This window comes from Sphingomonas sp. S-NIH.Pt3_0716 (assembly GCF_003950715.1).
Lineage (GTDB): Bacteria > Pseudomonadota > Alphaproteobacteria > Sphingomonadales > Sphingomonadaceae > Sphingobium > Sphingobium yanoikuyae_A.
Window position 1 is genome coordinate 26737 of sequence record NZ_QLJK01000037.1, and the last position, 20433, is coordinate 47169.

The window sequence follows — 20433 nt, forward strand, 5'->3', positions numbered from 1 at the left end:
AACCAATGACCGAGATTCCCCTCGTCGACCTCAACGTCCATCATGCGCCGCGCGACATGCGCGATCGCGTCGCTCTGGGCTTTACGAAGATGCTTCGCTTCTGCGCCGACACCTTCTTCGCCAAGCGTTATGGCCATCGGGCCATCGTTCTCGAGACGGTGGCGGCCGTGCCCGGCATGGTGGGGGCGACGGTCAATCACCTCAAGTGCCTGCGCCGAATGTGCGACGACAAGGGGTGGATCCGGACGCTCATGGAAGAAGCCGAGAACGAGCGCATGCATCTGATGACCTTCATCGAGGTCGCCAAGCCGACGCTTTTCGAGCGACTGGTGATCCTGGCCGTGCAGTGGGTGTTCTACCTTGCCTTCTTCGCGCTTTATCTGGTGAGCGCCCGAACCGCGCACCGGGTGGTCGGCTATTTCGAGGAAGAGGCGGTGATCAGCTACACCCTCTACCTCAAGGAGATCGATGAGGGGCGTAGCGCAAATGTGGCAGCGCCTGCGATCGCGCGGCACTATTGGAAGCTGCCCGAGGGCGCGACACTGCGCGATGTCGTGCTGGTCGTGCGGGCCGATGAGGCACATCACCGCGACGTCAATCATGGGTTCGCGAACGAGCTCGCGGGCTTGGCGCCGGCGGAGACGGTCGCGCCCTATCCCGAGCACGCCGAGCAAATCCGGCTGGCCGCCTGAGATGAGCGCTCCGACGCCCTATCGCTCGACCCCGGTCTTCGATCAGGACACGCTACCGGCCGCGCTCCGCGCCCGCCATACCACCAAGGCGGGCGTCTGGGGCGTGATCCGGGTGCTGGAAGGTGAGCTTCGGCTCACCATCCTCGAGCCGCCATCGGAAGTCGTCATCACGCCCGGCAATCCGGCCGTGATCATGCCGCAGCAGCCGCATCTGGTGACGCCGCTCGGGCCGATGCGGATGCAGGTGGACTTCTACGACGAAGCGCCGAACTAGGCGTCCCCGCCACCGTCACCGCCTCTCGGCGGGGCATATTGCTGAGCCGGCAAAGATGATCAACCAGCGGTTGGTAGAGCGGCGTCTCGAATGCGAGGCCGGCGGCACCATATTCGGACCAGATGACCGTCGCGCAGAGGCCCTCGAAACCTTGCGGTCGAACGACGACGCGCTGGCCTTCAGCGAGGTGGATGCCCATTGCCTCGATGCGGCAGCCGGCGGACGAGAGATCCACCAGCATGACCGGCTCCTTGAGCGTTGACGTCCTGAACTGGGCAGGGTGGCGCAAGGGCTGGCGGCTTTGTCGCCGGCGAGATCTATGAGGCGTCGTCATGGCCGCAACTTGCGCCGGAACGTTTTCGCAAAAGTTGAAGGGCACCGATAAGCCTGTAAAATTATGTAAAGCCAGAAGAGTAAAGCCTCGGAGCGGGCGTGAGCATGATCGATGTTGAACCGGATTAGAGCGGTTTTCGATCAATCTGGGTCATATCCGCACGAACTGAAGTAGTTGGCGCATTCCTTGGGCTGGAAGATGTCGACGAGCTTGCCGATGAGGCTCCACAAGCCGCTGACGGTTCTCTCACCTGCCTTGCGGAGCATGGCCTTGAGGCGGGAGAAGGCCTTCTCAATCGGGTTGAAGTCGGGGCTGTAGGGTGGGAGGAAGCGCAGCGTTGCTCCTGCCGCCTCGATCCGGTCGCGGACTGCGGGACGTTTGTGGCTCGACAGTTTGTCCATGATCACGACGTCGCCTGGCCGCAATTCGGGCACGAGTACCTGCGCCACATATGCTTCAAACCAATCACCGTTGATCGGGCCGTCTAGCACCATCGGCGCGACCATGCCGGTCATGCGTAGGCCGGCGACCAGCGTGGTGGTCTTGCGGTGACCATGCGGGAAGCCCATTCGCAGGCGCTGACCTCTGGCGCAGCGCCCATGACTACGGGTCATGTTCGTGGCAGTCCATGTCTCGTCAATGAAGACCAGGCGTTCCGGATCGAGATCGATCTGGCCGTCAAACCAGTCGTGGCGCTGCCTCAGGACGTCGGGCCGGTCTTGCTCGATGGCATGCCCAGTCTTTTTTTGCGCGTCATGCCCCGCCGCGCGAAAAACCGATGCAGCCCGGCAACCGAGATGGCGAGCCCCTCCTCGACCAAGGCGAGGCGCAGTTCTTCAAGCGAGATGTCCTTGCGCGCTTCCCAGAGGGCGAGAATGTCGGCAGATCGCTCCTCGACACGGCGCGAGCGCATATCTCCGCCTTGAGGTTTGGAGGCAACGCTGCCGGTTCCGCGCTGCTGCGCATGCCACCGGATCGCCGTCGACGGTGCTACGCCGAAACGCGCCGCCGCTGCCCGGCAACTCAGCCCGCCTGCAATCGCAGCCAGAAGCCGAACCCGCAAATCCATCGAGAGAGCGTGACCCATCCATGCCGGCCTCCTTCACCAGCACGGATTCTGAATCAGAAATCACGCGGAGAGGGAATCCCTCATCGATTCAAAGCGGTCGAAAAACGCTCTAACAGTGATCTTGCTATGCGATCCGACCTCTCATCTCACGGATCAACATGGCGGGCCGAAGGCATCCACCTTTACATGTTTTTACAGTGAAGAGGGTTTCTCGAGCGAGCGCGAACTATCCGATTGCGCCATAAGCTTTAGAGTGGGTCTTGGAACGCGGCGCGACGCGCTGCAGTCGGGAGCATGGATTTGATCCTCTATTCGCGCGGCTTCGCATCGGCCGGACGAACAACCGTGGTCACGATGACGAAGCGCTTGCGTCCTGGCGGTCAGGAGACCGCCTATGACAGGGGGGCCGGCAGGAATTTCCGCCCATGAGCGCAGGTCCTCTCCTCACCAGCGCTTCGCGTGTGCGCAACGTCGGCCTCGAAGGCGAGCATCCCGACAATATTGTCGCTGACATCGCCAGGCGCGGGAAGCTGCCAGCACGGATCATCGTCGTCGCCAACGAGAAGGGCGGGGTGGGCAAATCGACGATCGCATTTCACCTGGCGGTCGGCTTGCTCCATCGCGGCCACAGCGTCGCGGCGATCGATCTCGATCGACGACAACAGACCTTGTCCCGCGTCCTGGGCTATCGGGACGGAACGATCTGCCGGCTTAAGGCGCCGCTCAAGAGCCCGAGGCATGCCGTTCTGCAGGTCCCGAGCGGCGCGATGCTATGTCAGGAGATGATGCGCATCGGGTCGGCTTGCGACTACATCGTGATCGACGTGCCGGGGTATGACTCGGCCATCGCCCGCCGTGCTCTGGCGCTGGCTGACATCCTTGTCACGCCGATCAGTTCCAGTTTCGTCGATCTCGACCTCCTGGCCCGCGTGCACCCCCTCACGCTCGACATCGTGTCACCGGGCTGCTTTGCCACGGCGGTGAACGAAATCAGGCAAGCGCGTCTTCGGCAGGGGCTCGGCGGCATCGATTGGATCGTGCTCGAGAACCGCCTCCGGCGCGAAACCAGCCATAACCGTGACCGGGTCGAAGCGGCACTGCGGACTATCGCCCCCGAAGCCGGTTTTCGCATGACCAAGGGCCTTGCCGAGCGAGTCGCCTATCGCGACCTCTTCCTGATGGGGCTGACCCATCTCGATCTTAAGGCATTGCCTGCGCTTCCGTTTCCCAATTCGCGCGTCGTGCAAGAGATCAGGAATCTGGTTGCAACGGTGGAAGAGACGCCGGCGGACCGGCGGTGTCTGGTGAATGCCTGACGGGCACGGCGCCAGCATGTTGTGCTGAAGAGAGGCGCTGTTTCACTGACCCTACGGACTATCACGGATGGCCCGAGAGTGCCCGCGCGTGGAAACGGTCCTCATGAACCTGTCTTTGGAACTTGCGGTCGCCACTGCCTTGGTGGTGCTGACCATCTTCATCCATCTTGGCGGGATCGCGCTTCTCCTCGCGCTGCTCCGCCGTCATCGCGGAAGGCGAACCGTTCGCACGCTCTGGCATGAAGGATTGGGGATCCTGGGCGCGGCCGGCGGCCTGTTCGTTCTCCATGCCCTTGAAATCTGGCTCTATGCAGGCTTCTACATCGCCGTCGAGGCGCTCAGGAGCTTCGAGGCGGCGCTCTACTTTTCAACCTCTTCCTACACGACGGTGGGATATGGGGATGTCGTCCTCGACGAGCGCTGGCGTCTGCTCGGCGCGATCGAGGGAGCGAACGGCCTCATCCTTCTGGGATGGTCGACCGCGTTCTTTGTCGCCATCGTCGGCCGGATCCGCGGGCTTGAGAACGAGGTTCAGGCGCTGCCATGAAGGTAAAAACGCGCTGGCTTGCAACCGCCCTGCGCCTTTGCTCATGAAGGAAGGCGCGGGTTTCACAATCAGACCCTTGCAGCTCGGCCCGCCGCTCGGGGCGGGAATGCATTGGCTCAAGATCAATCAAGAGGGAAACAGGTGACCCATCAGCTCACGATGAAGTTCCACGGTGCGGCAGGCACTGTCACCGGCTCATGCATGGAGCTCGCGCTAGGCGCCCGCTCGATCCTGGTCGATTGCGGTCTGTTCCAAGGCTCGCGCAGTCTCGAGGCGCTCAACCTCGGCAGCTTCGGGTTCGATCCGCGGAGGATCGACGCGGTGATTCTGACCCATGCGCATATCGATCATTGCGGCCTTCTCCCCAAGCTTGCGGCCCAGGGCTATGAGGGTGCGATCTGGTGCACACAGGCCACGAGCGACCTTCTCGAATTCATGCTGGCCGATGCCGGCAGGATCCAGGAATATGAGGCGGAGCGCCGGAACCGACGGCGCGACCGCGCCGGCGACGCGCTGTTCGAACCTCTCTACACCGAAGAAGATGCGATCAGCGCGTGGCGGCTTTCTCGTCCGGTCGCGCTCGGGAACTGGTTCGAACCCGCCCCCGGGTTCAAGGCCAGGCTCTGGAACGCGGGCCATATTCTCGGCTCAGCCTCGGTGGAGCTCTATGCCGGCGGGGCACATATCCTCTTGTCGGGCGATCTCGGGCCCGACAACAAGGCGTTCCACGCCGATCCCGCCGCGCCCAAGGGCCTCGATCACGTCGTCTGCGAATCCACATACGGCAATCGCGCGCGCGAGAAGCTCACGATCGACGAGCGCCGCGCGCAGCTCGAAGGGGTGGTCAAGGAAGCCATCGCGCGCGGCGGCAACCTCGTCATCCCGAGCTTCGCGCTCGAGCGGACACAGGAGCTGCTCCTCGACCTTGCGCGACTTTCGGACGCTAACCGCATCCCGAACGTGCCGATCTTCGTCGACCCGCCGTTGGCGAGCCGGGCAATCAAGGTCTTCTCGAGTCATATCGACGAGATGGAGGATGTCGACGGTCGCGACATCTTCCGCCATCCGAGCATCCGTTACGTCGAGGACAGCCTGGAATCGATGCGCCTCAACACCGTTTCGGGGGCGATCATCCTGGCCGCGTCGGGCATGTGCGAAGCCGGGCGCATCCGCCATCACCTCAAGCACAATCTGTTCAGGCGGGAGTCGACTGTCCTCTTCGTCGGTTTCCAGGCCGAAGGAACGCTTGGCCGCGTCATTCTGGACGGCGCGCAACGAGTACGGATCTCCGGCGAGGACGTGAATGTGCGCGCGCAAATCCGCCGCATCGACAGCTATTCCGCGCATGCGGACCGCGACGAGCTGCACGACTGGATCCGCGACAGAGGCAAGCTTGGTGGCAGCCTGTTCCTTTCGCATGGCGAGGGCCAGGCGGTAGAAGGGCTCCGCGCGCTCGTACAGGGCGACGACCCGGCCGCCAGCGTCATCGCGCCGCAGATGGGCGAGCGGTTTGCGCTTCCGCCAGGCGCGCCAGCCAAGCGGCTCGAGACCGGCCGCGTCGATCTCAACCAGCTGGCGGGCGAGGATTGGCAGAACGACTATGCCGACTTCATCACCAACCTGAAGCGCAACCTCTATTCGATCAAAAGCGCGCGGGCGCGCCGCGAAGCGCTCGACGACATGCGCCGCGTCCTCGACAGCTACAATGCGTTACGCGAGGAACGTAAGGCGCGCGCGTCCGCCGGCGCGAAGCCGTCGGGAAGACAAGAACGCTAGGGCAGGCAAAGCAGGTTGCGAGCTTCCAGCGCGTCCGCGAGCAGGGGCGCGAGATGCACCTGATTCGTGCGGTGAGGAATGCTGTCGCTGCTCGCCAGGCGCTCGATCCCGCTTGCCGTCAGTCGCGCGAGGTCCTGGTCCGATGCGAGACAATGAGTGACGATCGCCTCGACGCGGGCGGCACCCGCTGAGAGCAGCAGCTTCGCGGTCTCGACCAATGTGTGACCGCTCGAGACAAGGTCGTCGACGAGGATGACCCGGCGCCCTCGGGCGCGTTCCGCGCCGTCTAGCGCGAGCGATACGGATCGGTCGCCATGCCGCTGCTTCGTCCCGACCAGCATGTCGAGATCGAGCGGCTCGGCAATCGTCCGGGTCCACTGCAGCGATTCGCTGTCGGGGCCGACGATTAGCGGATTGTCGTCACGACCAACGAGCTCCGCCAGGAGCGGCGCGGCCGAAAGAGCAACGGCGGGTATGCCCGGCACCGCGTCGCTCAGGCTCGAAATACGGTGCAGGTGCGGATCGACGGTGAGCAGAGCGTCGAAATGGCTGGCGAGGAGCCCCCCGATAACTCTCTGGCTCACCGCCTCGCCGGCGCGGAACGCCTGGTCCTGCCGCATATAGGCGAGATATGGCGCAACCAGGACGACGCGCCGGGCGCCAAGCTCGCGGGCGGCCGAAGCGGCGAGGAGCAGTTCGACGAGCTTGGCGTCGGGATCGTCGAGCGAACGGTGAAGGATCACCACGGGGGCGGCGGCCGGCACGCGCACAAGGGCCTCGTGATCGGGGAAGCGGCGCACTTCAACGGCCGCCGCTTCAATGCCAAGCGCGTGGGCAAGTCGTTCGGCTGCCTCCAGGCTTTCGGAAAACCCGAGTACGAGCGCGTTCATCGCACAATCTCGTAGCCGGCGTCTTCCCTTGCCAGGTCATGGGCGAAGCCAAGCCCGGTCGCCGATTGGGCGTGGATCCGATAAAGAGCCTGGCCTTTGCGCACTTCGGCGCCGACCTTGCATATGAGGTCGATGCCGGCGCCCTTGTCCATGGGCGCTCCGGCAAGCCGGGCGATACGCGCGATCCGGTGGCAGTCGATCGCGATGACACGGCCGTCGCGGGGGGCACAGATTTCCTGGATGTGCGCGCCCGGCTTGAATTCCGCGGGCTGTCGGCCCTGGGCAGCGATCAGCCGCTCCATGGCCTCCAGTGCCGCCCCCGAGGCGAGCAGCTCGAGCGCACGGGCGAACCCCCGCCCCCCTTTGAGCGCCGGATCGAAATCGAGGACACGCCCCGCCAGCATCAAGGCATGATCGCGCAAATCTTCCGGCGCATCGGCGTCGTTGCGTAACACGGCCATTACGTCGCGGGCTTCGAGCACGGGTCCAATGCCCCGGCCGATGGGCTGCGAGCCGTCGGTCAGCACGATGTCGATGACGAGCCCCAGCTTGTCGGCGACGTGCTCGAACAGCTTGCGCAGCCGTACCGCTTCACTTTGCGAGCGGACCTTGGCGGTAGGACCAACGGGGATGTCGAGCACGAGATGGGTGGACCCCGCCGCCAGCTTCTTCGACAAGATCGACGCGACCATCTGTTCGAACGTGTCGATGCGCAAGGGCCGTTCGACCGAGATCAGCACATCGTCCGCGGGAGAGAGGTTCACGCGCCCGCCCCAGGCGAGCACCGCCTTCTCGCGCGAGACGATCGCGCGCAGCTCGTCTTCGCGCAGATCGACATTGGCGAGCACTTCCATCGTGTCCGCCGTGCCGGAAGGGGATGTGATCGCGCGCGAGGAGGTCTTGGGGATGATGAGGCCATGAGCGGCGACGATCGGCACGACGATCATCGACGTGCGGTTCCCGGGAATGCCGCCAATGCAATGCTTGTCGACGACGAGCGGCGCGTGCCAGTCGAGCCGGTTGCCGACGGCCGCCATCGCGCGGGTCATGGCGAGCGTTTCCTCGGTGCTCATGAAGCCGGCGCAGGCAACCAGAAAGGCCCCGATCTCCATCGGTGAATAGCGGTGGCCGGCGACATCACGAATGATGGCGGCGATCTCGCTTTCATCGAGCGTGTCGCCGTCGATCTTGCGCCGGACCGATTCGAGGCTCGCGGGAACGGGCGCCTGCTCGATCGAGACCGCAGCCCCCTCAGGCAATCCAAGGCGGCGAAAGGCCTGCTCGCCGAGGCCGATTTCACCAGCCTCGACAAGGGCAGGCTCGTCGACCAGAGCCAGGGTCGCCAATATCTCGGCGCTCTCGCCCGTGATGCGTAAGCGCTGTTCTGCCCCCACCTTGCGCGTTTGAAGCGTAGCGCCGAGTTTCCGCGCCCTGATTGGGCTGGAGTGCGCTGCTACTATGATAATCTCGGGTGATGATCCTGTGAGCAAGGGCGCGCAGCGGTTCGAGGTGTTTACGGGCGCGGGCAAGCGGCGAGAGTGGCCGCCCGAAGTGAAGGCCTCGATTGTTGCAGAGTGCTATTCGGGCCGGGACGGGGTCAGTGCCGTGGCTCGCCGGCATGGGCTCGATCCCTCTCAGGTTTACGCGTGGCGGCGGGATTTGCGCAAGCAGCTCGAGGCCAAGGGGGGGATCCTGCCTTCGGAAGAGCCGGAAGCGGTCGCGTTCGTGCCTGCCGTAATCGAGCCCAGCGCGGTGTCCGGTCCTGCTCCCACGCGGCGTCCCCGCCGTCGACGTTGCGCAGCAGCTGCAGCTGTCGAGCTGGAGATCGACGGTGTGGCAGTGAAGATCGGCCGCAGTGCCGACGTCGGTGTGATTGCCGCGGTGATCGAAGCGCTCAAGGCGACGCGATGATAGGACCTGGGGCTGGCGCGCGCGTGATGGTCGCGACGCGCCCGGTGGATTTCCGCAAGGGACCTGACGCCCTGGCCGCGCTGGTCGGAGCCGAGTACGGCGGCGATCCCTATTCGGGCGTGATCTACGTGTTCCGGGCGAAGCGTTCGGACCGGATCAAGCTGGTCTGGTGGGACGGCACGGGCCTGTGTCTGATGGCCAAGAAGCTCGAGACCGGTGGCTTCAAGTGGCCGGGCATCCAGGACGGCGTGATGCGCCTGACCTCGGCGCAACTCGGTGCCCTTCTGGAGGGTCTGGACTGGCGCAGAGTGCACGGTGGACGCCGTCCCATTGTCCCGCAGATTGCCGGTTGACGGGGCCTTCGCCTACTGATTCACTGCCTGCCATGCTCATGGAAGCGGACCTCCCCGACGACGTTGAAGCGCTGCGTGCGCTCGTCCTCGAACAGGCCCGCGAGCTCGACACGCTCAAGGTTTTCCAGGCTGATGTGGAACGCCTGAAGGCGATCATCGAGGCTCTGCAGCGCCACCGTTTTGGACGCCGGTCAGAGCAGTTCGATCCTGATCAGTTCGAGCTTGCGCTGGAAGAAGTCGAGACGGCGTTGGCTGAAGCCGAGCATGCCAGGGACAAGGCAAGCCGGACTCCCGCCGAGCGCCCCCGCAAGAGCAACCGCGGTTCGCTCCCTGCCCATCTCGAACGGATCGAGCAGGTCGTCGATGTCGAGGACAAGGCCTGTCCGTGCTGCGGCGGCGCGCTCCACCAGATCGGCGAGGATGTAGCCGAACGCCTCGACGTCGTGCCCACGACCTTCCGTGTCCTCGTCACCCGCCGCCCGCGCTACGGTTGCCGCTCGTGCGAGAGCGCCATTGTGCAGGCCCCGGCACCGGCGCGGATCGTCGAGGGCGGCATTCCCACCGAAGCGCTGATCGCCCAGGTGCTGGTCGCCAAGTACGCCGATCATCTACCGCTGTACCGCCAGGCGCAGATCTACGCCCGGCAAGGCATCCAGCTTGATCGATCCACCCTGGCAGACTGGGTCGGACGGGCAGCTTGGTATCTGCGCCCCTTGCGCGATCACATCCTTGAGCGATTGCGACGATCAGAACGACTATTTGCGGACGAAACTACGGCGCCGGTGCTCGATCCGGGGCGTGGGCGAACCAAGACCGGCCAGCTATGGGCCTATGCCCGCGATGACCGACCTTGGGGCGGCGATGATCCGCCGATGGTCGCCTATGTCTATGCAGCCGATCGCAAGGGCGAACGGGCAGAAGCGCATCTCGGTGATTTTGCAGGTATCCTGCAGGTCGATGGCTATGGCGGCTATGCCGCGCTCGCCAGGCGCCGCCAGCAGATCAGCCTCGCTTTTTGCTGGGCACACGTCCGGCGCAAGTTCTACGAGCTGGCCGACAACTCGCCGGTGGCAACGGAAGTGCTGCGTCGCGTCGCCTTGCTCTATGCCATCGAAGATGAGGCGCGAGGATTATCGGCGGAGCAACGCCGGGCTGTTCGCCATGACCGCAGCCGCATCATCGTCGATGATCTTCGCCAGTATCTCGAGGCCCGCATCCGCCAGGTCAGCGCCAAGAGCAAGCTCGGCGAAGCGATCCGCTACGCGCTCACCCGCTGGGATGGGCTGTCACGCTTCCTCGAGGATGGCCGCATCGACCTCGACAGCAACACCGTCGAACGCTCTATCCGGCCCCTCGCGCTGAACCGCAAGAATGCCCTGTTCGCCGGTTCCGACGAAGGCGGCGACAACTGGGCGGTGATCGCCACGCTCATCGAAAACTGCAAGCTCTCCGGCATCAACCCGCACATCTGGCTGACCGATACGCTGAACAGCCTGGCCAACGGTCATCCTGCGAACGGCGTCGCCGAACTCATGCCTTGGACCACCGTGGGCTGAGAACACCGCTTACCGTGATGCGGATCTTGCGCAGCGCCTGAAATTGTTCGGCCGAGTAGCCATTACCCTGCCGCGGCAGAAAAGCGGTATTCTCAGGATGGGTGTCTATCGCCAGGCGTCGGATCTTCAGCATGGCCGGCCTCAAACCCTTTCGGGCCGCATGCGATCAAAGTCCTGCGGCGTGATCTGCCGCTTCGCGGGTACCGTCTGCAAGGGGCAGCGACCTTGCGCGTCAGGTGTGGCAGCGCCCCGATCGCGGCGATAGATGTCGGGAAAGTAGCGCACGCCGCCAAGGCTATCGGGTTCGGCGGTGAAATAGGTGATATAGACCGGCAGAGCAGCGGGCAGCATCGCGCTCTGCGTGCGGCCGGAGCCCACGACTGTGTCGACCCTGGCACGGTCCCATCCAGGGCCGAGCAGGGTTGCAGCGAGTCCGAGGGCATCGCCCACGCGCACGCAGCCATGGCTATAGGCCCTGACCTCCTTTTCGAACAGCGCCTGGGCAGGGGTGTCATGAAGATAGACGTTGAACCTGTTGGGCATGACGAGCTTCATGCGCCCCAAGGCGTTCTGGGGTCCGGGACGCTGGCGGTAGCGCCCGTTCTCGCGCACATAACCGCGTCGCGCCGCCTCGGCGGGATTGTGAGCGACAAGACGGGCGATCCCCTCGGCGGCGATGCTCGGGGGGATTTCCCACCAGGGATTGAAGATGACGCCGGTGACCCTGGCTTGGAACACAGGTGTCGGCGACCCCGTCTTGCCGACAACGACCCGCCACCGGCCGGCCAGCTTGCCGTCCTCCCACAGGCTTGCCTCGAAAGCGGCGGTGTTCACCAGCAGGTAGCGCGCCCCGAGTTGCCGCGGCATCCACCGCCATCGGTCGAGATTTGCGGCAAGGATGGCCCGGCGGTTGGCGTCCCTCTCTTGCGCATAGGCCTGCGACAGCGCGTGGTAAAAGGGATGGGAAGGCCGTGTCGTACGGAAGAGATCGTCGAGCCGATCCTGGGCGAGCGCTGTGGACACGCTGGCGCGAGGATCGGGCCAGGCGGACGGCTCGGCTATGTGCCAGTTCGAGCGCAGCGCGGCATTGCAGCAGCCATTGCGGTGCGCTTGCAGAAGCCGGACGGCGGAGGCAGTCGCGAGTTCATCGCGGCGGGCGTCGTCGCCACGGTTGACCGCGGCTTGCAGCGCCGGAAGGCCGACCGCCGCGGCTCCGAGGCCTTCGGCGTCCGCCGCTTTCATCCAATGGATCAGGCGCTCCGTCTGCGCCTCCGTCCATTGCGGCTCGGAAGCTGCGAAAGTGAAGCTGGGGGCAAATATCAGGAGGAGGAGGAGGAGTATGGAGAAAGTGCGCTTCATGCGTCCGCCATGTGCGAAACCGGGCGAAGGAGACCATGCGGAATGTTACGAGGGTGAGCAATGGTTGAGTAACACGGGGCTCGCCGGGAAGTCGCGAAACCAGGGCCCACCGCCGTGCGCCGATATTTTAGCGAGGCGTGCAGAGCCGACGCGCGAGCTAGCGGCTTTGTGCCTGCGCCCAGCGCGCCGCGTTAGCGTCGGCGCAGATGCGGTCCGCCGTTTGCCGGACCTTTTCGAGTTCCATCGCGCCGCGATCGGCGGACATGCCGTCCACGATATTGTCGAGGGCAAGTCTGTAGGCGCGCTCGGCGCCGAGAACGTCCGAAAGATATCGGTCGAACAGCGTATGCATGGCGCTTTCTACTCCCTTCTCGGCCAGCCAGGCGCTGCTTGTCGAGGAAGTCGAGATCTGTACGAGCCGTGTGCCGTTCAGCGGACGCTCGTGGGGCTCGTCCCCGACATAGCGCGCGGCGTTGCCGAGCACCCGCTCGAGATAACCCTTGAGCATGGCGGGCATGGAGCCGAACCACATCGGATAGACCAGCACGAGGACGTCGGTTCGAGCGAGCCGGTCGCACTCGGCAAGAATCTCGGGGGGCGGGGCATAATCAGGCTTGCCCGGCCGTTCGTTCGCCTTGAGGATCGGGTCGAAGCCTTCCGCATAGAGGTCGAGCACCGTGCCGGTCTGATGATGCTTCTGCGCACGTTCCAGCCAGCACCGCGCCACGCTGGCGCAAAAGCTGTCCTGATCCGGATGGGCCAGAACGATTGTGTGGTCGACGGCGGGTGGGGCCATTGTCACGCTCCTCGCTGAATTTCACATCCTGTTGCCACGGCATTGCGCGCGGTTGTCCTTGCCATCGCGTGGATCAATTCCTCGACGACACGCGTAGGACGATCGGGCCGCAAGCGTTCGAACTGAAGATCGATCCTTCCTCCGCAATCGGCTAGCGCAAAAACGATTACTCGCTACCCGCTCAAACCTGCCAGGGGCTGTTGAGTTTCCAAGACGATCGCCAAAGAAGACCGGATCGCAGCCGGTTCGTCAGGCCGATAGTGAGGCGAGTTCACCGGTCAACTTCGCAGGACCGGCCCGCTCTGTCGTTGCCTGCGGCAAAATGTCCGCAAGGCTGTATCTCTCCAGCGTGCGGCGGAAGGCCCGTCCCGCCTCGTCGAGCACGGCAGGAAGACCGCAGCGCCGGCGGAGCCGGCAATCCGAACATTCGACAAGCGCGCATTGCGGCTCGGTCGTGCGGAGAACTTCGCCAAGATTGATGAGGGCGGGCTCGCGCGCGAGGCGGACCCCGCCGCCGCGGCCGCGCGTCGCTTCCACGATCCCTGCTCGCGCGAGCCGATTGACGACCTTCATCAGATGTGTGCGCGAGATCGCCTGAGCCTGCGCCACCTGCGCGATCTGCGTGCGCTCGTCTCCCCGGCCGGCGAGATCGATCAGCAGGCGAAAGGCATAGTCGGTGTGGCGGGTCAGTTGCATGCGAAATGGCCGTTGAGGACCGCATCGTTATGCCATCTTATCCGCGTCGCTGTTTTGATTCTGATCAAATTCAACTTTGCGAGTCGGGTCTAAGCGGAATTGTACATTCCACTTATCGAGAGGTATCCGATGTATTGCGTTCAATGCGAACAGTCGAACAAGGGTGGCTGCGCGGTCAAGGTCGGGTCCTGCGGCAAGACCGCCACTGTCGCCGATCTCCAGGACGTGCTGCTGCGCGTGATGCAGGGCGTGTCCGCGGTCGCCGCCCGCGCGGCGGACAAGGGCGTCCGCGACGCCGAAGTCGATGCCTTCACGCCCCATGCCTGGTTCACCACGCTCACCAACGTCAATTTCGACGAAGCGCGTTTCCTGAAGCTGATCGCGACGGCGCTGCGCATGCGGGAAAAAATCCATGCGGCGGCGATGGCTGCCGGCGCTGACCTCTCAGACCTGCCTGAGCCCGCGACGTGGGAGCCTGGCGCGACACTGGCCGAGCTTTCGGCGGCGGCACCGATGGCCAGCATCCAGCGTTTCGTCGACCGCGACGGGCCCTCGATCGTCGGCCTGCGCGATCTGATCCTCTACGGGCTCAAGGGCACGGCGGCATACAGCGAACATGCGCGCGTTCTCGGCACTGAAGAAGCCGAGGTGGTTGCCGAATTCCATCGTATCTCCGCCTTTCTCGCCACCGATCCAACGGACGTCGACGCGCTGCTGCGCGAGGCCCTGGCGATCGGCGCGCTCAACCTGAAGGTCATGGAGCTTCTCGACGCGGCCAACACCGGCCGCTTCGGGCATCCGGAGATCTCGAGCGTGCGCATGACCCCGAAAGCGGGCAAGGCGCTTCTGGTGTCGGGGCACGACCTCGGCGACCTCGAGATGATCCTGCAGCAGACCGAGGGCAAGGGCGTCAACGTCTATACGCACGGCGAGATGTTGCCGGCGAACGCCTATCCCGGGCTCAAGCGCTATCCGCACCTGGCGGGGAACTACGGCGGGGCATGGCAGGATCAGCAGAAGGACTTCGCGGCGTTCCCTGGCGCCATCGTCATGACGTCGAACTGCCTCATCAATCCGGAGATTCGCGGCTATGCCGATCGGCTGTTCACCGCGGGGCCGGTGGGCTGGGCCGGCGTGCGCCACATTGTCGATCATGACTTCTCGCCGGCGGTTGCACGGGCGCTGGAACTGCCGGGCTTTGCCGAAGATGCGCCGGAAGAAGTGATCACCGCGGGTTTCGCGCGCAACACCGTCATGGGCGTAGCCGACACGCTGCTCGGAATGATCGGGCGGGGTGAGGTGAAGAATCTCTTCCTGATCGGCGGATGCGATGGGGCGCGTCCGGGCCGCAACTATTTCCACGACCTCGCCATGGCGACGCCGCAGGACAGCCTTATCCTGACGCTCGGCTGCGGGAAGTTCCGCTTCAACCGCGAAGAGCTGGGCAACATCGCCGGCGTGCCGCGTGTGCTCGACATGGGTCAGTGCAACGATGCCTATTCGGCGATCCAGGTGGCCGTAGCGGTCGCCAATGCGCTTGGCTGCGGGGTCAACGACCTGCCGCTCCACTACGCCATCAGCTGGTTCGAGCAGAAGGCGACCGCCGTCCTGCTGACGATGCTGCACCTCGGGATCAGAAAGATCCATCTCGGCCCGACCTTGCCGCAGTTCCTGACGCCGGAGGTTCTCGAAGTGCTGGTGGAGAAGTTCGACATCCGGCCGACCGGCGAAGTGGCGAGCGACCTCGACCGCATGCTGAAGGCAGCCTGAGCAATGCTGTCGCCCCCGCATCGCGGACCATGCGGGGGCGACATCCTGGCGGAGATATTCAAGTCTCGTCGGCGTTCATCGCATCGATGAAGCCTTCAAACAGGCTGATGACCTTCTGTGAGGACAGTATGTCCTCGAAGTCGCTGGGATGGACGAACTGGTCCCGGAACCACGGGTAGAGCTCACCGGAAAAGCATTGCTGCAGCCAGGCGAGCGCCAGCCTCACTTCCGGGACGGCTTCGCGCGCCGGGTTGATGACGCATAGGATCTCGCGGCGCAGCTGCAGGTTTATGTCGAGCGGCTTCACCCTGCGGCTGACGGCGCGAGCGTAGGTCGGCAATATGCCGATGCCGCCGCCGCCGGCGATAGCGCGGAAATGGGCGGAGCTGCTGTTGGTCCTTATGCCGATAGGCCCGTCTATGTCGGTGGTGCCGAGAAAATAGGGTAGCAGGTGCGAGGCGACCTGGTCGGCCTCCTGCCAGACAAGTCTGTGACGCGGCCAGTCATCGACGGAACGGGGCATGCCGGCGTCGCTGAGATAGCGCTCCGATGCGAAAGGCATGAGGTGCAGGCAGCCGAGCCGGCGGCAGATCGTCGTATTTCCCTCGCTGGGGTGCTCGAGCTGAATGGCGATATCGCACTCCCCGCCGGCCACGTCGCTGCGCTGCATGTCGCAGTGGAGAACGACATCGATTTCGGGGTTTGCATTCTGGAAGTCGACCAGCCTCGGCATCAACCAGTATGTGCCAAGACCTTCGGTTACCGCGATGCGCACGCAGTCCCGGGTGCCGGAGGCCGTTTGTTCCTGCTCCAGAAACTGACGGGAGCGGCGCATCTCGCGAGCTACGTTCAGGAGCCGATCGCCCGATGAGGTGAGCTGCAATCCGGCGGGATCGCGGTGCGCGATGATATCGCCGAGCTTGTCCTCGATGCGCGCGAGCCTGCGCCGGATCGTGCCGACGGCGTGGCCGGTCTTCGCCGCTCCGGCGCGCAGGCTGCCGGCTTCCGCGACTTCGAGGAACAGCTCCAGGTCCTGCCAGTCGATGCGGCGCAGCCTGTCCTGAAAGCTTGTCGCGCTGCGCCGCGCGGCTGAGCGAACCGGCGGTGCGGCGGGATTGGCGGGAAGGGCTCTTGTCCGGGATGCAGCGTCGATCGGCTTCTTGCGTGACGTCATCAATCGCCTACCCCGCCTCCGCTCCAATTATCGATTGTCCTATCTCATTCCATTTGTCGCTGGCGGCAACAACTTAATCGCTTCGAAACGGATGTTTGTGCGCTCAGGCTTCCAGCCATCGCTCGCGGGGTGTGTTCATAATGCTCCCGCCCGGGCGCGCGATGAGATCGCCACGAGACGAAGCGCCTCCAATATTTGGGAAACCCTTCAGACGCGGAAGGGAACACCATGTATCACGAGACGATCGGAGCAGAAGCTGTCGAGGGCTATGGTCCCATGGCCTTTACGGTGCGCATGATGAAGGCCGTTGCCGGGACAGGCGAGCTCCCGACCAGCCGGGCCGCAGGGATCGGGGAGGCGTTGCGCGCCTTGGCGATAGCCCGCGAACATGTCCATGGCCTGGTCCCCGACGAGATCGTCGCGCGCGCGCTGGCCCACAACCGCGAGATCATCCAGTTCGTCGAGGCTCCGGGTGCGCGACCCGACTGCCAGGCGTTCCTGGCTTTCCTGCCGCTCACAGCTAAGGGCGCCAAAGCGCTTGTGGAAGGGCGGTTCAATGCCAGCGATCCCGACCTGTCGCTGGTCTGCCGGCCGGGCGAGCAGCCGAGCGCCATCTACATCTGGCTCATCTTCGCGCCGCACGCGCTTGTTCCCGCGCTCCGCGCGCTCGCTCCCCTGCTGGGCCGGCTCGCCCCCCAGGGCTGCCCGCTCTTCGCGCGGGCAGCGACAGGTCACACTGCCCGGCTGTTTCCGCGGATGGGTTTCGCCCCGGCGCGCAGCCACTACGAGGCGGCCGGTGCCGACCTGCTCGTGCTGCCGCCGCGCTCGGGCTGCCCCGCCTTCGAGGTGACACCGGCCGACAGGGCGTCGGGACAGATTGCGGTGCGGGTCGCGCGAACGATGGAGGACATGATGAAGTGCTTCTCGGTGCGGGCGGCAACCTACATGTCGGAGCAGGAGTGCCCGTCCGATGAGGAATTCGACGGCAATGACTTTTGCGCCACGCATTTCATCGGAGAGATCGACGGCGAGCCTGCTGGTTGTCTCCGGGTGCGCTACTTTGCCGACTTCGTCAAATTGGAGCGCCTTGCCGTACGGAAGGAATTTCGCACGTCGCGGCTGTCGTTCAGGCTGGTGCGCGAAGCGCTGACCTATTGCCGGCGCAAGGGGTATGGCCGCGCCTATGGTCACTCGCGCAGTGACCTGACGCGTTTCTGGGGGCTCTTCGGGTTCAAGGCTGTCCCGGGCCGACCCAGCTTCGTCTTCTCCGATGTGGAATATGTCGAATTGGAGGCGGCGCTTGCGCCGGAGGATGCGCGGTTGGACATCGGCGAGGATCCTTATGTGCTGATCCGCCCGGAAGGCGAGTGGGACCGGCCTGGACCGCTCGACCGCTCGAGGTGCCGCGCGCCATTGCGTCAACCCGGCCCTCGGCCGAACCGGCGCCGCGAGGAGAGCGATCATCCCCAATTGCAGTCCGGAGGAGCGGCCGCATGAGCGAGGAGGCCTCCAAACATCATGGGAGAGACAGGTTCTTTGGTAACGAAGGCGGCGACAGTCGGGCCGATCCGGCAGCAGAGCCACAGCCGGAGGCCTTCACGGCGCTAAGCCAGACGCCGGGGACGCCTCCGCCCGGCGCCGAACTGGCGGCCTGGCTGTTCATGGCGCGCCGCTTGCGCGAGGAGGTGCTGGGCGCGCACCTCTTCTCCGATCCCGCTTGGGACATCCTGCTCGACGTCTATGCGGCCGATGCGCGGGGAGAGAAGATCCAGATCAGCAGCCTGTCGCCGATGAGCAATGTCCCGTCCAGCACCGCGCGGCGCTGGGCGCACAAGCTGATCGAGCTGGGCTTGCTTGAGCGCGAGCGTGACGAACGGGACCACAGGCTGACCTATATCCGGCTGAGCGGAGAAGGGCGCTGGCGCATCATGACCTTCATCGGCCGGCTGACGGCGAAAGGGCCGCCGCCGCCGATCGTGCGCTAGCTCTCCTGCGCGCCGTCTGTCTGCTGCATTCGCCGGGGACGGTCGCGAGGGCCGACGGACGACCTGGCGCGAAGCGAATGCCGGGGCGAAAGCCAGGGAAGGGGCGCAGCGATCGAGCCCGATCGCAGCTCACGCTTCGCGCGCTGAACGGCGCGTTCGATATAGGCGGCGCTATCACTGTCGCCGCGATCCATCTTGTCGAGCAGGCGTAGCGCTTCCTCGAGCCGCCGGACGACGGCGATCATGTGTCTGTGCGTGTCTGACCCTGCCTTCATCCCGTGCCTGTCACCGTCTTCCGCCGATCGTCGGGAGGTCCCGATGCCCCCGCGTGGGACGCGGGAGCCGGGGCTGGTAACATGCGAAACGACATGCGCCTGCGCTTTTAGCCGCAAGCGACCTGGACATATGCACAGGCACCCCGGCGGATCTCTCCACCGGAGGGGCATCGCGTTTCGCGGGATTACCAGTCCCGGCGCTGCACTTTGCAGCGCGGGGCGTGCAGTAGCACAGGCATGGGTGCCGGCCAAGCGAGGGGCGATAGCTCGTCGAAGCTCGCTGCCGTGGCGGGTGGCTTTTTCCTCAAACTGCCGCCGCAAAAATCGTCGGCATTGTTGCCCGCATCGTCGAGAAAGGGCAGACTGGCGTGATGGAGATTGGCTAGGCGAGCTCATCCGGATCGCGGCAGAGGAGGTTTCGACCATGCATGGCTGCGCGTTCGTGAAGAAACTGTCGTTCGGACTCGCGACAGCGCTGGCCTGCGCGGCGCCGGCTTGGGCAGTCCCGTTGAACGGGCTCAAGGGACAAGGCCTCAACGCGATCTACGGAAGTTATGCGCCGCGCGGCGACTGCACCGCCGAGCCGCGGCTTTCCATCGACGATAGCGGATTCACGTTCCGCGCTAACGGCCGCGTCGTGAAGTCGGTACGGGTCGAGCAAGCGCTGAGCTACCTGGGACCCGATTACCGCGGCATCAGCCTCGTCTTCTTTCCCTTCCCGGTGAGCGACGATGATTTCGGCCCGGTCGTGATGACGGTCAATGATGGCGAAAGACGAGGGGTCATTCGTCTGGAGGCGGACTTTGCGCCCGGCCGGCGTGTCGATCCGTTCCAGGTAGCACTGACCCGGTCCTCACCCTACTCCCGGTGCGCGGCCGCCAAGCGCTAGCCTATCAGCAGCCAGTCGACCACCAGCGGGCGCGGCAGCCACCCGAATTTCCGTTATCGCCAACGACCTGCATTGCTTGATCTTTCCGACATGTGGCCTCGCCGACTATCGGGCTGCTCGAAGCAACGAGCGAAACCGGCTGTCGGCGAACCTCAGCCGATCGCGCATGTCCGCCTTGGTTCATCCCGGCACACGCGCTATGAGACGCATGGGCCGGGGCCAGGTGAATCGCGCGAACCGTACGGATCTTGCAGCTTACGCCAGCGACTCGGTCGCGTAATGGGGTGAGCTTCGGGGTGGAATGGCTGGCGAGATACAAAAGCACCTCTGGGCGGATCTGGCGAATGCGCCAGATGGGCCAGGCGTTTATGCGTGGTACTATAGCCCAGAGATCACAGACTTCGACCTCGACCGCACCATCGAGGCTGCTCGATCCGCATCCGATAGGGTTGAGGCTGGATGTATCTGTCGACCGTGCTCGACGACTTCTCGCGCTACATCATCGCCTGGAAGCTGTGCACCAACATGCGAGCCGAGGACGTCACCGACACGCTGGACCTCGCCCTGGCGGCTTCTGGTTGCGACAGCGCCACGGTGCTGCACAAACCCCGGCTACTCAGCGATAATGAGGGCATGGCGTGGATGGTACGCTAAACGATGGAGTGGATGGCTCCCGCTCACCGGCTGAGGCAGACTGCCTCGGCTGAAGAGCGAGGAGACGGACGATGAGTGAGATTGTCACGATTGGGCTGGATATCGCGAAGTCGGTGT

General features: G+C 64.6%; 22 protein-coding genes and 1 pseudogene. 13 read left to right on the forward strand and 10 right to left on the reverse strand.

Translation table 11 applies throughout. The features are described 5' to 3' along the window. Positions 1-5 precede the first annotated feature (5 nt). Both BRX37_RS22490 and BRX37_RS22495 read left to right on the forward strand, forming a co-directional pair. Positions 6-692: an alternative oxidase gene (locus BRX37_RS22490; RefSeq protein ID WP_069336906.1), complete on the forward strand. Its 687-nt coding sequence runs from the start codon at positions 6-8 to the stop codon at positions 690-692. Between the two features lies 1 nt (position 693). Next, on the forward strand, positions 694-966 hold the full coding sequence (locus BRX37_RS22495; RefSeq protein ID WP_099232202.1) for a TehB family protein: 273 nt from the start codon (positions 694-696) through the stop codon (positions 964-966). Here BRX37_RS22495 and BRX37_RS27680 read toward each other — a convergent pair. Continuing rightward, positions 884-1300 (reverse strand): PilZ domain-containing protein, encoded by a 417-nt coding sequence (locus BRX37_RS27680; RefSeq protein ID WP_366514084.1) that lies wholly within the window; start codon positions 1298-1300, stop codon positions 884-886. The two genes, BRX37_RS22495 and BRX37_RS27680, sit on opposite strands and share 83 nt — an antisense overlap. Positions 1301-1440: 140 nt before the next feature. Beyond that, positions 1441-2387, reverse strand: a protein-coding gene (locus BRX37_RS22505; RefSeq protein WP_125989547.1) for an IS630 family transposase whose coding sequence is annotated in 2 segments (ribosomal slippage) — positions 1441-2051 and positions 2051-2387 — 948 coding nt in all. Because the reading frame shifts where the segments join, the coding sequence is not laid out codon by codon here. Positions 2388-2794: 407 nt separating this feature from the next. Here BRX37_RS22505 and BRX37_RS22510 point away from each other — a divergent pair. The 3 genes from BRX37_RS22510 (at position 2795) to BRX37_RS22520 (ending at position 6008) form a co-directional block, all read left to right on the forward strand. After that, positions 2795-3685, forward strand: a complete 891-nt coding sequence (locus tag BRX37_RS22510; RefSeq protein WP_234792246.1) for a division plane positioning ATPase MipZ — start codon at positions 2795-2797, stop codon at positions 3683-3685. Between the two features lie 103 nt (positions 3686-3788). After that, positions 3789-4232, forward strand: coding sequence for an ion channel (locus tag BRX37_RS22515; RefSeq protein WP_021224309.1), 444 nt, complete (start codon positions 3789-3791; stop codon positions 4230-4232). Between the two features lie 201 nt (positions 4233-4433). Beyond that, entirely contained in the window at positions 4434-6008 is a 1575-nt protein-coding gene (locus tag BRX37_RS22520; RefSeq protein WP_201450344.1) for an MBL fold metallo-hydrolase, read from the forward strand. On the opposite strand, the gene BRX37_RS22525 is transcribed toward BRX37_RS22520, so the two are convergent. After that, entirely contained in the window at positions 6005-6898 is an 894-nt protein-coding gene (locus BRX37_RS22525; RefSeq protein ID WP_069336900.1) for a ribose-phosphate diphosphokinase, read from the reverse strand. The two genes, BRX37_RS22520 and BRX37_RS22525, sit on opposite strands and share 4 nt — an antisense overlap. Beyond that, positions 6895-8427 carry a thymidine phosphorylase gene (locus BRX37_RS22530; RefSeq protein ID WP_318276872.1) on the reverse strand — a complete coding sequence of 511 codons (1533 nt, stop codon included), beginning with the start codon at positions 8425-8427 and terminating at the stop codon, positions 6895-6897. The genes BRX37_RS22525 and BRX37_RS22530 overlap by 4 nt, the downstream gene beginning before the upstream one ends. Here BRX37_RS22530 and tnpA point away from each other — a divergent pair. From tnpA to tnpC, 3 genes are read left to right on the forward strand one after another with little or no spacing between them, the layout of a single operon-like run. Continuing rightward, positions 8381-8809 (forward strand): IS66-like element accessory protein TnpA, encoded by a 429-nt coding sequence (gene tnpA / locus BRX37_RS22535; RefSeq protein WP_279731898.1) that lies wholly within the window; start codon positions 8381-8383, stop codon positions 8807-8809. The genes BRX37_RS22530 and tnpA overlap by 47 nt on opposite strands. A 26-nt stretch (positions 8810-8835) precedes the next feature. Further along, the gene (tnpB, locus tag BRX37_RS22540; RefSeq protein WP_206434212.1) at positions 8836-9162 is read left to right on the forward strand and encodes an IS66 family insertion sequence element accessory protein TnpB; all 327 of its coding nucleotides are present in this window, start codon (positions 8836-8838) and stop codon (positions 9160-9162) included. A 32-nt stretch (positions 9163-9194) separates the two neighbouring features. Beyond that, positions 9195-10718 carry an IS66 family transposase gene (gene tnpC / locus BRX37_RS22545; protein WP_004209593.1) on the forward strand — a complete coding sequence of 508 codons (1524 nt, stop codon included), beginning with the start codon at positions 9195-9197 and terminating at the stop codon, positions 10716-10718. On the opposite strand, the gene BRX37_RS26905 is transcribed toward tnpC, so the two are convergent. From BRX37_RS26905 to BRX37_RS22560, 4 genes are all read right to left on the reverse strand, one after another. After that, positions 10693-10851: a hypothetical protein gene (locus BRX37_RS26905; protein ID WP_164522512.1), complete on the reverse strand. Its 159-nt coding sequence runs from the start codon at positions 10849-10851 to the stop codon at positions 10693-10695. The genes tnpC and BRX37_RS26905 overlap by 26 nt on opposite strands. 8 nt (positions 10852-10859) lie before the next feature. Then, entirely contained in the window at positions 10860-12077 is a 1218-nt protein-coding gene (locus tag BRX37_RS22550) for a L,D-transpeptidase family protein (protein ID WP_069336898.1), read from the reverse strand. Positions 12078-12234: 157 nt separating this feature from the next. Further along, positions 12235-12873 (reverse strand): NAD(P)H-dependent oxidoreductase, encoded by a 639-nt coding sequence (locus BRX37_RS22555; RefSeq protein ID WP_069336897.1) that lies wholly within the window; start codon positions 12871-12873, stop codon positions 12235-12237. A 249-nt stretch (positions 12874-13122) separates the two neighbouring features. Further along, positions 13123-13569 carry an RrF2 family transcriptional regulator gene (locus BRX37_RS22560; RefSeq protein ID WP_020820434.1) on the reverse strand — a complete coding sequence of 149 codons (447 nt, stop codon included), beginning with the start codon at positions 13567-13569 and terminating at the stop codon, positions 13123-13125. 129 nt (positions 13570-13698) lie between these two features. Between BRX37_RS22560 and hcp the strand changes: the two genes are divergently transcribed. Next, on the forward strand, positions 13699-15339 hold the full coding sequence (hcp, locus tag BRX37_RS22565) for a hydroxylamine reductase (protein WP_069336896.1): 1641 nt from the start codon (positions 13699-13701) through the stop codon (positions 15337-15339). A 58-nt stretch (positions 15340-15397) separates the two neighbouring features. Here hcp and BRX37_RS22570 read toward each other — a convergent pair whose 3' ends face one another. Further along, the gene (locus BRX37_RS22570; protein ID WP_069336895.1) at positions 15398-16513 is read right to left on the reverse strand and encodes a LysR family transcriptional regulator; all 1116 of its coding nucleotides are present in this window, start codon (positions 16511-16513) and stop codon (positions 15398-15400) included. 228 nt (positions 16514-16741) lie between these two features. Between BRX37_RS22570 and BRX37_RS27140 the strand changes: the two genes are divergently transcribed. Beyond that, a complete protein-coding gene (locus BRX37_RS27140; protein ID WP_234792244.1) occupies positions 16742-18010 on the forward strand; it encodes a GNAT family N-acetyltransferase in 1269 nt (422 codons plus the stop codon). Further along, entirely contained in the window at positions 18007-18498 is a 492-nt protein-coding gene (locus tag BRX37_RS22580; protein ID WP_069336894.1) for a helix-turn-helix domain-containing protein, read from the forward strand. Before BRX37_RS27140 ends, BRX37_RS22580 begins: the two co-directional genes overlap by 4 nt. Here BRX37_RS22580 and BRX37_RS22585 read toward each other — a convergent pair. Further along, positions 18495-18743 (reverse strand): hypothetical protein, encoded by a 249-nt coding sequence (locus BRX37_RS22585; protein ID WP_069336893.1) that lies wholly within the window; start codon positions 18741-18743, stop codon positions 18495-18497. The two genes, BRX37_RS22580 and BRX37_RS22585, sit on opposite strands and share 4 nt — an antisense overlap. Positions 18744-19215: 472 nt before the next feature. Here BRX37_RS22585 and BRX37_RS22590 point away from each other — a divergent pair, with 472 nt between their 5' ends. Further along, on the forward strand, positions 19216-19662 hold the full coding sequence (locus BRX37_RS22590) for a hypothetical protein (RefSeq protein WP_125989549.1): 447 nt from the start codon (positions 19216-19218) through the stop codon (positions 19660-19662). Positions 19663-20115: 453 nt separating this feature from the next. Next, a pseudogene (locus BRX37_RS22595) lies at positions 20116-20289 on the forward strand (DDE-type integrase/transposase/recombinase); the annotation flags it as partial. Between the last annotated feature and the right edge of the window lie 144 nt (positions 20290-20433).

Coding starts and splice junctions, on each gene's coding strand:
- BRX37_RS26905 (WP_164522512.1), bottom strand. CDS start 10,851: ATGCTGAAGATCCGACGCCTGGCGATAGACACCCATCCTGAGAATACC.
- BRX37_RS22525 (WP_069336900.1), bottom strand. CDS start 6,898: ATGAACGCGCTCGTACTCGGGTTTTCCGAAAGCCTGGAGGCAGCCGAA.
- BRX37_RS22550 (WP_069336898.1), bottom strand. CDS start 12,077: ATGAAGCGCACTTTCTCCATACTCCTCCTCCTCCTCCTGATATTTGCC.
- tnpC (WP_004209593.1), top strand. CDS start 9,195: ATGCTCATGGAAGCGGACCTCCCCGACGACGTTGAAGCGCTGCGTGCG.
- BRX37_RS27680 (WP_366514084.1), bottom strand. CDS start 1,300: ATGACGACGCCTCATAGATCTCGCCGGCGACAAAGCCGCCAGCCCTTG.
- BRX37_RS22510 (WP_234792246.1), top strand. CDS start 2,795: ATGAGCGCAGGTCCTCTCCTCACCAGCGCTTCGCGTGTGCGCAACGTC.
- BRX37_RS22495 (WP_099232202.1), top strand. CDS start 694: ATGAGCGCTCCGACGCCCTATCGCTCGACCCCGGTCTTCGATCAGGAC.
- BRX37_RS22490 (WP_069336906.1), top strand. CDS start 6: ATGACCGAGATTCCCCTCGTCGACCTCAACGTCCATCATGCGCCGCGC.
- BRX37_RS22515 (WP_021224309.1), top strand. CDS start 3,789: ATGAACCTGTCTTTGGAACTTGCGGTCGCCACTGCCTTGGTGGTGCTG.
- BRX37_RS22560 (WP_020820434.1), bottom strand. CDS start 13,569: ATGCAACTGACCCGCCACACCGACTATGCCTTTCGCCTGCTGATCGAT.
- BRX37_RS22570 (WP_069336895.1), bottom strand. CDS start 16,513: ATGACGTCACGCAAGAAGCCGATCGACGCTGCATCCCGGACAAGAGCC.
- BRX37_RS22520 (WP_201450344.1), top strand. CDS start 4,434: ATGGAGCTCGCGCTAGGCGCCCGCTCGATCCTGGTCGATTGCGGTCTG.
- hcp (WP_069336896.1), top strand. CDS start 13,699: ATGTATTGCGTTCAATGCGAACAGTCGAACAAGGGTGGCTGCGCGGTC.
- BRX37_RS22555 (WP_069336897.1), bottom strand. CDS start 12,873: ATGGCCCCACCCGCCGTCGACCACACAATCGTTCTGGCCCATCCGGAT.
- BRX37_RS27140 (WP_234792244.1), top strand. CDS start 16,742: ATGTATCACGAGACGATCGGAGCAGAAGCTGTCGAGGGCTATGGTCCC.
- BRX37_RS22585 (WP_069336893.1), bottom strand. CDS start 18,743: ATGATCGCCGTCGTCCGGCGGCTCGAGGAAGCGCTACGCCTGCTCGAC.
- tnpB (WP_206434212.1), top strand. CDS start 8,836: ATGGTCGCGACGCGCCCGGTGGATTTCCGCAAGGGACCTGACGCCCTG.
- BRX37_RS22580 (WP_069336894.1), top strand. CDS start 18,007: ATGAGCGAGGAGGCCTCCAAACATCATGGGAGAGACAGGTTCTTTGGT.